This is a genomic window from Bradyrhizobium tropiciagri (assembly GCF_018130505.1).
Taxonomy (GTDB): Bacteria; Pseudomonadota; Alphaproteobacteria; order Rhizobiales; family Xanthobacteraceae; genus Bradyrhizobium; species Bradyrhizobium tropiciagri_B.
The window spans coordinates 204,791-220,885 of record NZ_JAFCKH010000012.1; the positions used below are offsets into that span (position 1 = coordinate 204,791).

Annotated in this window: 12 protein-coding genes; 7 read left to right on the top strand and 5 right to left on the bottom strand. The window is 66.5% G+C overall.

The window, feature by feature from the left end; genetic code table 11:
* Positions 1 to 49 precede the first annotated feature (49 nt).
* Together tilS and ftsH are read left to right on the top strand one after the other, a co-directional pair.
* A complete protein-coding gene (gene tilS, locus JQ633_RS28475; RefSeq protein WP_211988421.1) occupies positions 50 to 1,072 on the top strand; it encodes a tRNA lysidine(34) synthetase TilS in 1,023 nt (340 codons plus the stop codon).
* Between the two features lie 273 nt (positions 1,073 to 1,345).
* Positions 1,346 to 3,268, top strand: coding sequence for an ATP-dependent zinc metalloprotease FtsH (ftsH, locus tag JQ633_RS28480; protein ID WP_211988422.1), 1,923 nt, complete (start codon positions 1,346 to 1,348; stop codon positions 3,266 to 3,268).
* 402 nt (positions 3,269 to 3,670) lie between these two features.
* Here the strand turns inward: ftsH and JQ633_RS28485 are convergent, their stop codons facing one another.
* A complete protein-coding gene (locus JQ633_RS28485) occupies positions 3,671 to 5,173 on the bottom strand; it encodes a hypothetical protein (RefSeq protein ID WP_211988423.1) in 1,503 nt (500 codons plus the stop codon).
* A 379-nt stretch (positions 5,174 to 5,552) separates the two neighbouring features.
* Between JQ633_RS28485 and JQ633_RS28490 the strand changes: the two genes are divergently transcribed.
* Together JQ633_RS28490 and JQ633_RS28495 are read left to right on the top strand one after the other, a co-directional pair.
* On the top strand, positions 5,553 to 6,227 hold the full coding sequence (locus JQ633_RS28490; RefSeq protein ID WP_211988424.1) for a TetR/AcrR family transcriptional regulator: 675 nt from the start codon (positions 5,553 to 5,555) through the stop codon (positions 6,225 to 6,227).
* 85 nt (positions 6,228 to 6,312) lie between these two features.
* A complete protein-coding gene (locus JQ633_RS28495) occupies positions 6,313 to 6,741 on the top strand; it encodes an OsmC family protein (protein ID WP_211988425.1) in 429 nt (142 codons plus the stop codon).
* A 107-nt stretch (positions 6,742 to 6,848) separates the two neighbouring features.
* On the opposite strand, the gene pyk is transcribed toward JQ633_RS28495, so the two are convergent.
* Both pyk and JQ633_RS28505 read right to left on the bottom strand, forming a co-directional pair.
* Positions 6,849 to 8,288 carry a pyruvate kinase gene (gene pyk / locus JQ633_RS28500; protein ID WP_211988426.1) on the bottom strand — a complete coding sequence of 480 codons (1,440 nt, stop codon included), beginning with the start codon at positions 8,286 to 8,288 and terminating at the stop codon, positions 6,849 to 6,851.
* Positions 8,285 to 8,821 (bottom strand): DUF1036 domain-containing protein, encoded by a 537-nt coding sequence (locus JQ633_RS28505; RefSeq protein ID WP_249159706.1) that lies wholly within the window; start codon positions 8,819 to 8,821, stop codon positions 8,285 to 8,287. Before JQ633_RS28505 ends, pyk begins: the two co-directional genes overlap by 4 nt.
* A 272-nt stretch (positions 8,822 to 9,093) precedes the next feature.
* Here JQ633_RS28505 and JQ633_RS28510 point away from each other — a divergent pair, with 272 nt between their 5' ends.
* The 3 genes from JQ633_RS28510 to JQ633_RS28520 all read left to right on the top strand — a co-directional run bounded on the left by JQ633_RS28510 (position 9,094) and on the right by JQ633_RS28520 (position 11,764).
* Positions 9,094 to 9,396 (top strand): DUF1244 domain-containing protein, encoded by a 303-nt coding sequence (locus JQ633_RS28510; RefSeq protein WP_211988428.1) that lies wholly within the window; start codon positions 9,094 to 9,096, stop codon positions 9,394 to 9,396.
* Between the two features lie 210 nt (positions 9,397 to 9,606).
* Positions 9,607 to 9,876 (top strand): DUF2312 domain-containing protein, encoded by a 270-nt coding sequence (locus tag JQ633_RS28515; RefSeq protein ID WP_211988429.1) that lies wholly within the window; start codon positions 9,607 to 9,609, stop codon positions 9,874 to 9,876.
* Positions 9,877 to 10,000: 124 nt separating this feature from the next.
* Entirely contained in the window at positions 10,001 to 11,764 is a 1,764-nt protein-coding gene (locus JQ633_RS28520) for an adenylate/guanylate cyclase domain-containing protein (protein WP_211988430.1), read from the top strand.
* Between the two features lie 27 nt (positions 11,765 to 11,791).
* Here JQ633_RS28520 and JQ633_RS28525 read toward each other — a convergent pair whose 3' ends face one another.
* A complete protein-coding gene (locus tag JQ633_RS28525; RefSeq protein ID WP_211988431.1) occupies positions 11,792 to 13,393 on the bottom strand; it encodes a DUF882 domain-containing protein in 1,602 nt (533 codons plus the stop codon).
* A 266-nt stretch (positions 13,394 to 13,659) separates the two neighbouring features.
* Positions 13,660 to 15,921, bottom strand: a complete 2,262-nt coding sequence (locus JQ633_RS28530; protein ID WP_211988432.1) for a L,D-transpeptidase family protein — start codon at positions 15,919 to 15,921, stop codon at positions 13,660 to 13,662.
* Positions 15,922 to 16,095: the final 174 nt, after the last annotated feature.

Genomic DNA, 16,095 nt, shown 5'->3' on the forward strand with positions numbered 1-16,095 from the left:
CGGCAGGGAGGCCGCTGTCCGGCCTCGCTTGCAAAACGCTGGTCTTGCGATGTCTGACGATCGGTCCGCCATCTCGGCAAGGGACGCCAAGCGCCTGTTCGCGGGCCTCGCGAGCGCGCCTGCGCTCGTGCTCGCGGTGTCGGGCGGTCCGGACTCGGTGGCGCTGCTGTGGCTCGCCGTGCGCTGGCGCCGTGCGCTCTCGCGCGGGCCGCAGCTTGTCGCCGTCACCGTCGATCACGGCTTGCGAGCGGAATCGGCCCGCGAGGCGCGCGACGTCAAACGGCTGGCGCAGAGCCTCGACCTGCCGCATCGCACGCTGCGCTGGACCGGACCCAAGCCGCGCACCGGATTGCCGGCGGCTGCGCGCGAGGCGCGCTATCGCCTGCTGGCACGGGCCGCGCGCCGGCACGGCGCCACCCACATCCTGACCGCACACACCCGCGACGATCAGGCCGAGACGCTGCTGATGCGCCTGCTGCGCGGCAGCGGCATCGCCGGCCTCTCGGCGATGACGCGCGAGACCGACCGCGAGGGCGTGCGCTTGATGCGGCCGCTGCTCGACGTCGCGAAGACGCAGCTGATCGCAACGCTGCAGAAGGCGCGGATCGATTTCGCTGACGATCCGACCAATCGCGATCCGGCATTCACGCGTCCGCGGCTGCGCGCGCTGATGCCTGCGCTCGCAGAGGAAGGCGCCGATGCGAGGAACCTGGCACGGCTCGCGGCGCGGCTCGCGCGCGCCAATGCCGCCGTGGAGGTGCTGGCCGACGGCGCCGAGCACTATCTTGCGTTGAAGGACGAAAGCGGCGCGAACGCCGGCATCGATGCCGCGCTGTTCACCGCGATGCCGGAGGAGATCCGGCTCCGCCTCCTCAAGCGCGCCATCGACCGTGCCGGACATGAGGGGCCCGCAGAGCTCGGCAAGGTCGAGACGTTGCTCGCGGCGCTGGATCGCGCTTTGGAGGAGCGCGGCGGTAGGCTGAAACAGACCCTCGCCGGAGCCGTCATCAGCGCCTCCGGCGGCCGCATCCGGGTCACGCCGGCACCGCCCCGGCGGGGGCGTTCCGCCTGAGCCGGTTCGATTGTTACAATCGCCGTAAAATTCCGGGATGGAGGCTTAACCACCCCGAAAAACACCTGATTCAGCGCCATTATTTGCGCGGGAATCGAGCTAGGATGCGGTAAATAGTCATGTGTAGTTCCCTTGGCATCGATCGCTCTGGCACCTAAATTGTATGCCATCGACGGGATGGATTCCCTGGGGATTCCCACAGAGACTGCCCAAGGATAAAGACTTGCCCAAGGATGAGAGAGGCCGCGATCCGCGCGACCACGAAGGAAGACCATGAACGCCAATCTGCGGAATTTCGCCCTCTGGGTCATTATCGTTTTGCTGCTGCTGGCGTTGTTCACGCTTTTCCAGAATCCGGGTCAGCGCACGTCCTCGTCGGACATCTCGTTCTCGCAGCTCCTGACCGAAGTCGACCAGGGCCACGTCCGTGACGTCGTGATCCAGGGGCCGGAGATTCATGGCACGTTCACCAATGGCTCGAGCTTCCAGACCTATGCGCCGAGCGATCCGAACCTCGTGAAGCGTCTTTATGACGCCAAGGTTTCGATCACCGCGAAGCCGCCGGGCGACAACGTGCCGTGGTTCGTCTCGCTGCTCGTCTCCTGGTTGCCGTTCATCGCGCTGATCGGCGTCTGGATCTTCCTGTCGCGGCAGATGCAGGGCGGCGCCGGCAAGGCGATGGGCTTCGGCAAGTCGCGCGCCAAGATGCTGACCGAGGCGCATGGTCGCGTCACCTTCGAGGACGTCGCCGGTGTCGACGAGGCCAAGCAGGACCTGCAGGAGATCGTCGAATTCCTCCGCGATCCCGGCAAGTTCCAGCGGCTCGGCGGACGGATTCCGCGCGGCGTGCTGCTGGTCGGTCCTCCCGGCACCGGCAAGACGCTGATCGCGCGCGCCGTCGCGGGCGAAGCCAACGTGCCGTTCTTCACCATCTCCGGTTCTGACTTCGTCGAAATGTTCGTCGGTGTCGGCGCGAGCCGCGTCCGCGACATGTTCGAGCAGGCCAAGAAGAACGCGCCGTGCATCATCTTCATCGACGAAATCGACGCGGTCGGCCGTCATCGCGGCGCCGGCCTCGGCGGCGGCAATGACGAGCGCGAGCAGACGCTGAACCAGTTGCTGGTCGAGATGGACGGCTTCGAGGCCAATGAAGGCGTGATCCTGATCGCGGCGACCAACCGTCCCGACGTGCTCGATCCCGCGCTGCTGCGTCCGGGCCGCTTCGACCGTCAGGTCGTGGTGCCCAATCCCGACGTCGTCGGCCGCGAGCAGATCCTCAAGGTTCACGTCCGCAAGGTGCCGCTGGCGCCGGATATCAACCTCAAGACCATCGCGCGCGGCACGCCGGGCTTCTCGGGCGCCGACCTGATGAACCTCGTCAACGAGGCCGCGCTGACCGCCGCCCGCCGCAACAAGCGGATGGTGACGCAGGCCGAGTTCGAAGAGGCCAAGGACAAGGTGATGATGGGCGCCGAGCGCAAGTCGCTCGTCATGACCGAGGAAGAGAAACTGCTGACGGCATACCACGAGGGCGGCCACGCCATCGTCGGCCTCAACGTCGTCGCGACCGATCCGATCCACAAGGCGACCATCATTCCGCGCGGCCGTGCGCTCGGCATGGTGATGCAGCTGCCGGAGCGCGACAAGCTGTCGATGTCGCTCGAGCAGATGACCTCGCGCCTCGCCATCATGATGGGTGGCCGCGTCGCGGAAGAGCTGATCTTCGGCCGTGAGAAGGTGACCTCGGGCGCCGCCTCCGACATCGAGCAGGCCACCCGCCTTGCCCGCATGATGGTGACGCGCTGGGGCCTGTCGGAAGAGCTCGGTACCGTCTCCTACGGCGAGAACCAGGACGAGGTGTTCCTCGGCATGTCGGTCTCGCGCACCCAGAACGCATCCGAGGCGACGGTCCAGAAGATCGACTCCGAGATCAAGCGCCTGGTCGAGGAAGGCTACAAGGAAGCGACCCGCATCCTGACCGAGAAGCACGACGACCTCGAGGCGCTGGCCAAGGGCCTGCTCGAGTTCGAGACGCTGACCGGCGACGAGATCACCGACCTGCTGAAGGGCAAGAAGCCCAACCGCGAGTCGGTGCTGGAGCCGTCAACGCCGCGCGCCTCCGCCGTGCCGCCGGCCGGCAAGTCGCGCCCGCGTCCCGATCCGGACACCGGCCTGGAGCCGCAGCCGCAGGCGTAGGCCTCCGCCCGCTAGTTCGGCGGATCAGTTGTGCAGAAGCCCGGCTCACGCCGGGCTTTTGTTTTTGCTGCGGATGGATGCGCGTCGAAGCACTTGGCTGTCGTCCAGACACGAACTGCCTCACCAACAACCGGTGTCATCGCCCGGTCGAGCCGGGCGATGACAGTGTGTTTTGCGGCTCTGTATCAGGCAGCGTCGGAGCGAAGCGACGTGCCCACCAACCGCGATGTGCTCGCGATGGCGGGCACGCTGTCGCTTTGCCCACCTACGACAGCGCGGTCGCGGTCCCGTCATCCTGAGGCGCGAGCGTAGCGAGCCTCGAAGGATGCACGGCCCGGTCGGTTGCCGTCGACCCTTCGAGACGCGCTGCGCGCTCCTCAGGGTGACGGGAGCAGCATCGCACTAGTTCGCATTCTCAGCGGCGGGCAGTGCGCTCGTCTTGTCGTTCGCGCGCACGTGGATGACGGCGGTGCCGTCCTTGTAGAGCCGCTTCCAGCCCGCCGCGTGATCGAGCGCGTATCCCGCGGGAGACGTCGCGTTCAGCAGCGTGGCGTCGATGCGGTATGTGTCGAGCAGGCCGAGCAGCTGGCCGACATTCTTGGCTTCGGTGGCGTCGAAATAGTCGAGTACGAACTGCTCGCCATACAGCTCGGCGCGGCCGTCGATGAACACCTTCATGCCGCGGCTGACCATGTAGCCGCCGAACGGCGCGGTGCTGAAGACGCGCTGCGCCTTTTGCTGCTGCAGCAGGTCGACCGCGGCGACGGGCGTGACCGACGGCAGGAACTTGAAGGGATGCTGGTCGACGAACAGCTTCGTCGTCACGCCGCCGCCGATCAGGACCGCGATCGCCGCCAGGATCGTGACGAACGGCACCGAGCGTGCCTCGCCGAAGCGCGGCTCGGCGGGCTCCGGCCCTCCCCATTGCTCGGCGATCGGCTTGGCGAGCACGAGCGGCGTGATGAAGGCGAAGATCTCGATGTTGCGGACGTGCGTCAGCGCCATGTAGATCAGGCCGAGCAGCAGCAGGATCCGCGGCACCGACAGCGTCAGCTTGCGATAGAAGGCGATGCCGATCAGGCCGAGCAGCGTCGCTTCGAAGAAGCTGGGCGTGCTGAAATCGGCCGGCATCCATTCCCAGATCAGCGACAGCAGCTTGCCGAGGCTGAGAATCTTCATCGCGCCGAGCAGCGTGTTCCAGCCATAGGGCGTCACGCAGCTCGCGGCGAGCGCGGCGAAGCCGAACAGCGCCCAGCGCACGATCAGCTCGCGGCGGCGGCTCGGCTCGGCGCTCCACACCGCCTCGAGGCCGATCGGTCCGATCAGCGCCAGGCCGAGCACGAAGCCGCCATGCAGATTGGCCCACAGCACCATCAGCGGCAGCAGCAACCAGGATGGATGGCTGCGGCGATCGGCAGCCGCCATCAGGCCGCCGAGGAACGCCACCAGCACAGGCAGCGCCAGCACATGCGGCCGCGCGAAAAAGTGCGTCGTTGATAGCAGCAGCGCCAGCGCCGCGATCAGGAATGCGCGCGCAGGGTCGAAATACGGCGTCAGGAGATGCAGGAAGATCGCAACCGTCGCGCCAGTCGCAAGCGACGTCAGGATCACCGGTCCTGCCCAATCGCCCGGCCCGTAGGCGAGGGCATAGAGCACCTGCGATAGCCACGAGCTGGAGATCCAGGCTTCGCCGTAGCGCGTGAACGAGAACACGTCGCTATAGGGCATCGCGCGGTGATCGAGGATCCATTGCCCGACCCGGATCTGCCACATCGTATCGGAGTCGCGCAGCAGGATCTCGCCTGCAGCGAGATAGAACAGATAGGCGCCGACGCCGGCGCATAGCGGCACCAGTCCGCGCGCCGCGCTCCGGTTGCTCACGCTGCTGGTGATGGAAAGGGACATGGGCCTTCTTGGTTGGACGCGAGACATCGAGGCAACGCCGGTCGCGACGTTGCCGCCAATGGACCATGGCTCCCGATAAATTCGGGTAAATGCATTCGCGAGATCGCGAGCCTTCTGGAACAGGTGGTTCGAGCTGCGCCGATCAACGTTAGCGGGCGGTTTACCATCGATGACCCGGTGCTTTCTGAGGGGCCGTGAGGGCGCGATCATCGCCCTCCACTGGCGTTGCAAATTCATTGCAATTCCTCCTTGTCATCCGGTCTGAATAGTTGTTCACTTCTTCAGGCGATTGCGGGATCAATCGCTCAAAACATTGAAGACGCGTGCGTTCTCTGCCGGTGGGCGCCGGCCGGGCGCACCGCGGGGGGATGGCAACGCCATGGTGTATCGGCGCACTCATCAGGTCGTGAAACGGCTGGCTGCCCGGCGCAGCGCAATCCTGACGGCGGCAAGGGACGCCGCGGCTGACGGCGGCATGGCGGCCGTCCAGATCGCGCCGGTGGCGGTGCGGGCGAATGTCGCGGCCGGAACGGTCTATCGCTACTTCCCGTCGAAGGCCGAGCTGATCTCGGAGCTGATCACGGAAGTCTCGCGCGACGAGCTTGCCGCGATCCGGCGCGCCGCGGATGCCGCGCCCGGTCCGTCGTCGGCGCTCGCCGCCGCGGTGACCACCATCGCCGCCCATGTGCTGTCGCAGCGCAAGCTCGCCTGGGGCATCCTCGCCGAGCCGGTCGATGTCGACGTCACGGCTTCCCGCCTCGCCAGCCGCCGCGATATCGCCGGCGAGCTTGCGACGCGTATCGATGCCGCGGTGCGCGCCGGCCATCTGCCGGCGCAGGACACCGCGCTGGCGGCCACCGCACTGCTCGGCGCGCTGCACGAGGCGCTGGTCGGCCCGCTGGCGCCGGCCAATCTCGACGATCCCGTGAAGCAGCGCGAGGCGGTGCAGACCGTGACGTTGCTGGCCTTGCGCGCGGTCGGCGTGATGGATGCGCGGGCGCGCGGTCTCGTCGTGCAGGCGACCACGCCGGCGAAGGCGTTGGTGAGCGTCTGAGTTTCACCACTCACGCCGCGAACATTTTCCGTCGCATTGGCGTTGTAGGTTCGGCCCTGTCAGGCCCAACCTCACGGAGCAACGCATGACCACGACCCACGGCTCGGCCAAATGGCAGGGCGGCATCAAGGACGGCAAGGGCGCGATCTCGACCAAGAGCGGCGCGCTCAGCGATTACCCCTACGGCTTCGCCAGCCGCTTCGAGGGCAAGCCGGGCTCGAACCCGGAAGAGCTGATCGGTGCGGCTCACGCCGCCTGCTTCACCATGGCGCTGTCGCTGATTCTGGGCGAGGCCAAGCTGACGGCCGAGCACATGGAGACCAAGGCCGACGTGACGCTGGAGAAGGTCGGCGACGGCTTCGCGATCACCTCGGTGCACCTGGCGCTGACCGCGAAGATCCCGGGCGCCGACGATGCCACGTTCCAGGAACTGGCCGGCAAGGCGAAGGCGGGATGTCCGGTGTCCAAACTGCTCAACACCAAGATCACGCTCGACGCGTCGTTGCAGGCCTAGAGCATGATCCGGAAAAGTGCGAAGCGGTTTTCCGAGAAGATGATGCTCAACTAATATCCCAATCGTCACGGTCGCGTTCCGGGGCACGGCCCGGAACGCGGGGATCGTCACATGATCTGGGCGTCGCCATTCGGTCCGACCGAGGCGATCCGCAGCATGTTGGTGGTGCCGGGCGCGCGCAGCGGCACGCCGGCGACGATGATGACGCGCTGGCCGGCCTTGGCGAAGCCGTCGCGGAACGCGATCGAACCGGCGCGGCTGACCATGTCGTCGAGATCGTGGGCGTCCTCGGCGACCACGCAATGCACGCCCCACACCACCGACAGCTTGCGCCCGGTGGCGAGATTCGGCGTGATCGCGACCACCGGCACCTTGGGCCGCTCGCGCGCCACGCGGATCGCGGTCGAGCCGGACGAGGTCCAGCAGATGATCGCCGAGAGGTCGAGTGTTTCGGCGATCTGCCGTGCGGCGTCGGCGATTGCATCGCCAACCGTCGCCTCGGGATCGACGCGCGAGGCTTTGATCACGCCGCGATAGGTCGGGTCGCGCTCCACTTCCTCGCCGATCCGGTTCATGGTCGAGACCGCTTCCACCGGGAATTTGCCCGCGGCTGATTCCGCCGACAGCATGATGGCATCGGCCCCTTCATAGACCGCGGTGGCGACGTCGGAGACCTCGGCGCGGGTCGGCACCGGCGCCTGGATCATCGATTCCAGCATCTGGGTCGCGACCACCACCGGCTTTCCGGCGCGGCGCGCCATCCGGGTCATCTGCTTCTGCAGGCTCGGCACCCGCTCCAGCGGCAGTTCGACGCCGAGATCGCCGCGCGCCACCATCAGCGCGTCGGAGGCCTCGATGATGTCGGCGAGGCGGTCGATCGCCTGCGGCTTCTCGATCTTGGCCATCACCGCGGCGCGGCCGCGGATCATCTTCTTGGCCTCGACGACGTCCTCGGCGCGCTGCACGAAGGACAGCGCGACCCAGTCGATCCCCTCGGGCAGCGCGGCTTCCAGATCGGCACGGTCCTTCGGCGTCATCGCCGAGACCGGCAGGTCGGTGTCGGGCAGGCTGACGCCCTTGCGGTCGGACATCTTGCCGCCGATCACGACGCGCGTCACCGCGCGCTCGGGCGAGGTCTCCTCGGCGATCAGCCGCACCTTGCCGTCGTCGAGCAGCAGCGCATGGCCCGGCCGCAGCGCGGCGAGGATCTCCGGATGCGGAAGCTGCACGCGGCTGTTGTTGCCCGGCGTCTTGTCGCAATCCAGGGTGAAGGACTGGCCGTTGTTGAGCTGGGTTGAGCCGCCCTCGAAGGCGCCGAGCCGCAGCTTCGGTCCCTGCAGATCGACCAGGATGCCGATCGGCCGGCCGTAGCTCGATTCGACGTTGCGGATGGTCTTCACCAGCTCCCGCATCTTGTCATGCGGGGTGTGGCTCATGTTGATGCGGAAGACGTCGGCGCCGGCCTCGAACAGCTTGCGGATCATCGCGCTGTCCGAGGAGGCCGGGCCGAGGGTGGCGAGGATCTTGATTCGGCGCAGGCGTCTCATTGTTTGCTTCCGGGTGCTGCGGCCGGTGGCAGACCCGGCGCGCCCGGAGGCGCTGCGCCCGGCGGATTGGGCAGGGCGGGCATCGTCGGCGGGCCTCCCGGCCCGACCCCGCCCGGCATTCCCGGCACCTTCTGCGGCTGTTGTTCGTTGGCCTCGGTCAGTTGGACGGTCCATGCGCGCTGCTCGCCGGTATCGACCTCGAAAAAGCCGGTGCGGTCATAGCCGCGCGCGAGGCAATTCTCGGTGCCCTTGATGGTGAATTCCTTGTCGCGCGAGCACATGAAGGCCTGGCCGGACCATTCGCCGCCGCGGTCATAATCGAGTGCATAGATGTAGTAATAGCGGGCCACCAGATTGCCGCGCAGCAGAGTCTCACAGCTACGCGAGGACACGTTCCACCAGCCTTCGGTGGTCCAGCCCTCGGCGTCCTTGTAGCCAAGCGCGATCCCGACCCGGCTCGACGTATTGTTGCAGAGCCGGAAATCGGCGGCCGCCGGGCTGGTCCACAGGCATGCCGCGACGAGCGCCAGCATCGGCAGGACGCCGGCCATGACAAGGCGCGTGATTCGGGGGGCTGAAGCGGGGGAATCTGTCGGATGCATGCGGGGAAGCTATATCAAATCATTGACGATTTCGCGTGCTCCGGCAAGCCGCTGTCGGCCGCGGACGCGCATCTGTGATGCTGCGAGCCCGCGGGCATCTGCCGCCGGGGCAGGGCCCGGTATTGCGCGGCGATATGGCAAAATCTGTGACAATTCCCACTTCAGATCAATATGGTGGCGGATCACACAGCGGGATGATTGCGATGAGCCTTGACGACAAAACCAGAACAGACCTCGAGGCGGCGGTGTTCCGGCGTCTCGTCAGCCATTTGCAGAACCGGACCGACGTCCAGAACATCGACCTGATGAACCTGGCCGGCTTCTGCCGCAATTGCCTCTCCAACTGGATGAAGGAAGAGGCCGACGCCAAGGGCCTTGCGGTCAGCAAGGACGAGAGCCGCGAGGCGGTCTACGGCATGCCCTATGAGGAGTGGAAGGCCAAATATCAGGGCAGCGCCACGCCGGAACAACTGGCGGCGATGAAGAAGGCACAGAGCGGGCATTAGCGCCGCTGGTCATTTCCGGGTCTGTTGCTGACGCATCATCCCGGATTGACGACATCCGAATGAACCGCTCCCGCATCTCCTGTGGGCGCGCTGTGGATGAACGCGATGTTTCCTTGACGGAACGCGCCCCAAAATCGAGGGTCGCCCGCAGCAAGCGGTGCGCATGACGCGTATTCGCGTCATACCTCAATGCCAGTTCAGGAGTACGCGATGGCCACGTCCGCCGCCCTGCAGGAAGAGCCCGCAACGCGATTTGCCAAGGACCAGCTCAAGTCCATCATCGAGCGCATCGAGCGGCTGGAGGAAGAGAAGAAGACGATCTCCGACGACATCCGCGACGTCTATGCCGAGGCCAAGGGCAACGGCTTCGACGTCAAGGCGCTGCGCACCATCGTGCGCCTGCGCAAGCAGGATGCCAATGAGCGCCAGGAGCAGGAAACCATCCTGGAAACGTACATGCAGGCGCTCGGGATGCTCTGAGCCGGCCCGGCCGCCTTCGGTCCGGCCTCGTCGCTCCTGGCGCCGTTCAAGGCGCTGGTTTCAAGCTTGGGCTACTTCCCTTGATTTGCTAGACTGTCCGGTGAACTTACCGGGCAGATCGCAGATGGATGTGCCAGGACCAGAGCGCCGGCTCGCTGCGGTGCTCGCCGCTGACATGGTCGGCTACAGCCGGCTGATGGAGGCTGACGAGACCGGTACGCTTGCGCGCCTGAAGACCCACCGGATCGAGCTGATCGATCCGGTCATCTCCAAGAACCGCGGCCGCATCATCAAGACCACCGGCGACGGCCTGCTGGTCGAGTTCCACAGCGTCGTCGACGCGGTGCTGTGCGCTGCCGAGGTGCAGCGCCGGATGGCCAAGCGCAACGCCGACGTCGCGCCGGGGCGCTGGATGCAGTTCCGCATCGGCATCAACCTCGGCGACGTGATCGTCGACGGCAACGACATCTTCGGCGATGGCGTCAATGTCGCCTCGCGCCTCGAAGTGCTCGCCGAGCCCGGCGGCATCTGCATCTCGGGCGCCGTTCGCGACCAGGTCGGCGACCGGCTGGAGAATCTCAGCTTCGAGGATCTCGGCGACCAGACGGTCAAGAACATCGCTCGCCCGATCCGTGTGTTCCGCATCCGCCTGACATCGGACTCAGGGGCCGTTCCCGAGCAGCCGGCGGGCAAGGCGGCGCCTGCGGGCGCCAGGAAGCCCTCGATCGCGGTGCTGCCGCTCGCCAACATGAGCGGCGATCCCGAGCAGGAGTTCTTCGCCGACGGCCTCACCGAGGACATCATCACCGAGCTGTCGCGCTTCCACGATCTGCTGGTGATCTCGCGCAACTCGACCTTCGTGTACAAGGGCAAGGCCGTGAAGGTACAGGACGTCGCGAAGGAATTCGCGGTCGACTACGTGCTGGAGGGCAGCGTGCGCAAGGCCGGCGGCCGCATCCGCGTCACGGTGCAACTGATCGACGCCGAGGCCGACCGCCACGTCTGGGCCGAACGCTATGACCGCGATCTCGCCGACATCTTCGCGATCCAGGACGAGATGACCCGCGCCATCGTTTCGACCTTGCCGGGCCGCGTCGAGGCCGCCGCCCACGATCGCGTCAAGCGCAAGCCGACCGACAACATGGCGGCCTACGAATGCGTGCTGGCCGCCAAGATCCTGCATCATCGCTCGGCGCGCGACGACAATGCGGAGGCGCAGCGCCTGCTGGAGCGGGCGATCACGCTCGATCCCAACTATGCTCACGCGCACGCCTGGCGGGCCTGCGTGCTCGGGCAGACCTGGGTCTACAATTGGTGCACCGACCGCGACGCGACCTTCGAGCAGGTCGCCTCGGAGCTCGAGATCGCGCTCAAGCTCGACGACAACGACGCCGACGTGCACCGGATCCTCGCCGCGCTCAATCTCAATCGCGACGATCATGACAAGGCCACCTACCACCAGGAGCGCGCGCTGGCGCTCAACCCGAACTACGATCTCATCGTCGTGCAGCAGGGCGAGCTGCTGACCTGGCTCGGCCGGCCGGAGGAGGGCATCGACTGGATCAAGCAGGCGATGCGGCTCAACCCGTTCCATCCCGAGCGGTTCTGGAGCCATCTCGGCCGCGCCTGCTACTGCGCCGAGAAATACGCCGATGCCGCCGACGCGTTCTCGCGCATCACGCGGCCCGACCACACCCATCACGCCTTCCTCGCGGCGACCTTGGCCCAGATGGGCAACGCGGTGGCGTCCGCCGCGCACGCTGCCGAAGTCCTGAAGCGCGAGGCGACGTTCACGGTCGCGACGCACCTCGCCACCCAGCACTACAAGCGCGACGTCGACCGGTCCCGCTATGAGGCCGGCCTGCTCAAGGCCGGGCTGCCGGCCTGAAGAACGAGTTGTCGGGATAGTGAGCGGCTAGCGCAGCGAGGCGGTGCGCATCGCGAAGGACTGGGTCGGCAGGGTGGCCGTGGCGGTGCCGGAGAAGTGGTCGCACGACATGCCCATCATCGGATCATCCGAGAACGTCATTGCGATGGATGCCGGCGGCTTCACGAAGTGCGCGCGCATCAGGCTCATGTCGCTGTCGCCCAGCACTGTGGTCAGCATGCCGCTGCTGGCGCTCGGCGCCAGCATCACGACGCGCATCCAGAGGTCGTTGCCCTTGGCCGCCGAGATGCGCGCGGACGTGGTGACGACGCCCTGACCCTGCGCGCCACCCTGGGCACCCTTGACGACGACGGTGTTGATCTCGGTGGCGACGACGGCCGCATTGCGGGTCGGGCGCGTGCTGCGCGGCACCGGCGCGGTCGCTGCGACGATATTGGCGCGGTCCACCGGCGACGCGGCGGCGGGCGCGTAGGCGAGCGCCTTGTTGAAGCTGTCGGTCGCGGTCCCGGTGGTCTGCGGATCGGAGGCGCCGACGGCTTCGCGGGCCTTCAGCGCGGCGATCTGCGCTGCCGAAGCCTGCTTCGGGGCGGCATCGTCACCCCAGAAGCCCCGCGCGTTGATGATGTCGGCGGGCGATTGCGGCTTCGCTTCGGTCTTGTCCGCATCCTGCGCTGCAGGCTTGGCCTTCGGCATCGGAACGATCTGCGCGTCGGCTGCGGCAAGCTGGATGGCGGCAGCAAATTGCGGCTTTGCGCGCGGCATCGGAACCGGTTCGGCGGGCTTGGCCGGCGCGGCGGCGGCGACCACGGTGGTCGGCGCCGGCTTGGCGCTCGCGGGAGCCGCGGCTTCCTCGTCATCCTCGCTCGACTTGCCGCCGAACAGCTTGGCCAGCAGGTTCGGCCTTGCGACGGTCGCGGCGTCGTCGCCATTGCCGCGGCGCTCGATGTCGGCCCTGGCGAGCTCATAGCCCTTCATCGGCGTGCCGTCGGTCGGCAGATGCACGGTGCGGCCATCGGGGAACACCCGGGCCAGCTGATCGCGCGTCATGCGCGGCCAGTGGCGGATGCTGCCGGTGTCGAGATGGACGAACGGCGAGCCGGAGGTCGGATAGAAGCCGACGCCGCCGCGCTGCAGGCGCAGGCCGGCGAAGCGGATCTGTTCCAGCTGAACGCCAGGGATGAAGAAGTCCATCGCATGCCCGAGCATGTGCTGGCTGTGGCGCGCCACGCCGGACGAGCGGCGGCGGAGCATGGCGTTGGTGGCGGGGGAGCGATAGGCGGAGATGATCTGGATCGGCTGCTTTCCGCCGACGTCGCGATAGACTTCCCAGAGGATGTCGAACAGGTGACGGTCCATCACCGTCTCATCCTGGTTACGCCAGTCGCGCAGGAAGTGATTGATCTGCTTCAGCGCGGCTTCGTCGTAGCGGCCATCGCGCTTGAAGGTGACGGTGAGGTCTTCGCCGGAATGGGTGTGATGGAAGGAGAGGGTGCGCGTCTCGTTCAGCGCGGTGGCGTCGTGAACCGTTCCGGCCTGCGCCAGCAACAACAGCGACGCCAGGCCGACTTGATATCCGGCCTTAGGCAGAGACGACAGCTGTTTAAAGCGGCGTGCGAAGACAGCCAGCACTATTTGCCCACCCAAGTCGACGAGCGTTCGATCGGCATCTTCCGCAGACCCCCCGCGAAAGACGGTGAACGCTTTCTTAAAGCGGGAGGGTTAACCGAGGTTTACCGTCCCGCCCCCAAGTTAGGCTTAACTAACCTCTTGAGTGTGGCAAAAAAGTGCCGCATTCCCCAACGGAGATGGGTAATGGTTAACGTAAACGATCCCGCGTTTGGCGCGAGATCGTTGATTTGACTTCAAAATTTACCGGTATCGGGCCAGAAAACAGCCTAGCGGGTGATCACCCGGCGCTGCTGCTGGGCCTGGCCGCGGCGAATCGGCTGCGGCTCCGGCTGTCCGAATCCCCCGAACAAGCGCTCGAAGAAGTTCGGTCCGGAGGAGCCAAAGCCGCTGTTGTTGCCGGCGACGTTGACGCCAGCGGGCAGGCTGCTGCTCGGCGGACGCGAGTAGCTCGGCTGCGAGCGCGCCACCACCATCTCCAGATCCTTGCCGCGGCTGTTCTTGAGCAGCGACAGCATGGTGGCGTCGCGGCCGTAGATGTCGCGGCGGAATTGCAGCTTGCCGGCATCGTCCACGAACGCGGTCTGGTAGGTGATGTTGACGGGGATCGGCGTCGGGAATTTCAGATCGACTTCGTTCGTGCCGTACATGCTCCGGATCCGCTCCGGCGTGTAGCGCTCGTTCGGCATGGCGATGTTGAGCAGCACCGAGGCGTACTGATCCGGATTCTGCACCCGCATGCAGCCGTGGCTGAAGGCGCGCTCTTCCTTGGCGAACAGATACTTGTCCGGCGTGTCGTGCTGATAGACCAGGAACTTGTTCGGGAAGTTGAAGCGGATGCGGCCGAGCGCGTTGGCTTCGCCGGGCGGCTGCGAGATGTGGATCGAGCCGTCACGGTTGCGCTCGAGGCGCAGGCCCATCCGCTGCAGCACGGTCGGATCCTGCTGCAGCGCCGGCAGGTACTCGTTGTAGATGATCGACGGCGGCACGTTCCAGGTCGGGTTGACCGTGATGTACTTCATCGTCTCGGTCAGCAGCGGCGTGGCGTGCTGCCCGGGCTTGCCGGTCACGACGCGCGTGGTCCAGGCCTGCGTACCATTGTGCATCACCTTCAGCGTGAAGTCCGGGATGTTGAGGATGACATAGGCGTTGCCGAGATTGCCGGCGCCGAGCTGGCGCGGCAGCCAGCGCCAGCGCTCCATGTTGACGAGCACGGTGTCGATCTGCTTGTCGCGCTTCGGGCTGTTCAGCGCCTTGACGGTGCGATCGTCGAGAATGCCCGTCGGCTTCAGATCGACGCTGTTCTGGAATTTCTCCACGGCCCGGGCGACCGTCGCGTCGTAGGCCGTGCTGTCGGGATTTTCGGTGACGCCGAGCTTGTTGCGCAGCTCCGGCACGCGAGGATCGTCCATCTCGACGGCCGCCTGCTTCTTCTTCGCGGCGACGTATTTCAGCGCGGGGCCTTCGGCGATCGTGATCACCGGGCCGTCGCCCTGGCCGCGCAGCTCGGCGAGCTTCTTCTTCAGCTCCTTGTAGAGCTTGTGCGGCGGGTTGTAGCCGTCGAGCGCGGTCGAGGCGTCCTTGGCGCCGGTTACGGTCGCGAGCACCTCCGCGGGATCGATCGGATGCTCGGGATAGAGGATGTCGCCCGACACCTGCGACCAGTGCATACGGCCGCTCTGCGCCTGGCGGGCATAATCCAGCATGCTGGCGGCGAGCTTCAGCTCGGCCTCGGCGAGCGCATCCGGCGTGGCCGCAGCAGTGAAATCCGGCACCGCATAATCGGCCGGATCGAGGCCGTCGGAAGCAGCGTCCTTCAGGCGCGCGATGACGCCCTTGCCGGTTTCGGTGAGCTTGCCGCCGTGGGTGAAGACCGGTGCGTAGTCGCGCGCCGAATAGAATTTCTCCGCAGCGGGGCGTTCATTCTTGCGGTCGAAGGTGCGCGACGACTTGTTGGCGAGCAGCTCGCGCAATTTGTCGGCGACGGGCTGATCTTCACTGGGAACGTTGCTCGCAGCCTTGACGGGCTCGGCAGCGGGAGCCGCGGCCGTTGCAGGAGCCGGAGTTGCCGCGGGCGCAGTGGCGGTGGCAGGCGCGGCCGCGGGCGGCGGCGCGACTGCGGTGTCCGTCTTCGGCGCATCCGCAGGTTTGTCAGCGGGAGGCGTCGTGGCAACTTCGGCCGGCTTCGGCGGCTCGGCGGCCTTCGCGGTGCTCGGCTCTGCCGGCTTCGCATCGCTCGGCGTGGTCTCGGTCGCCTGTGCGGCAGCAGGCTTGGGGTCGCTTGTCTTGGTGTCGGCCGCCTTGGCGTCGGGCAACGCAGCAGTGGTGTCCGCCTTGAAATCGGAAGCGGTCGGCGGCGGCACGTTGGCGGGTTCGGGACGCGGGATCGCAGCGTCGATCGCGAGCTCTGCGGCGCTGCTGCGCGGCGTATCCTGGGCGTGAGCTGAGGTCACGGACACCGTGAGGAAGGTTGCCGCGACGGCCATCAATACGCGGTCAAATCCCCGACGGTCGTTCGAACAGTCACGCATTGTCGCACCCCTTGGGTGAAACTGCCCCACCTTCTTTGGAACAGTTCAAATCAGATTTCAGTTTCACAGCTCGCGCGAAAAGCGCCGGCCTTCTCGATCGACTCGTTACGCCTGCACGCAACAACGCAGACGATACATAGGCCCCTATCATGCAGCCAGCGCCATGCGGGGCAA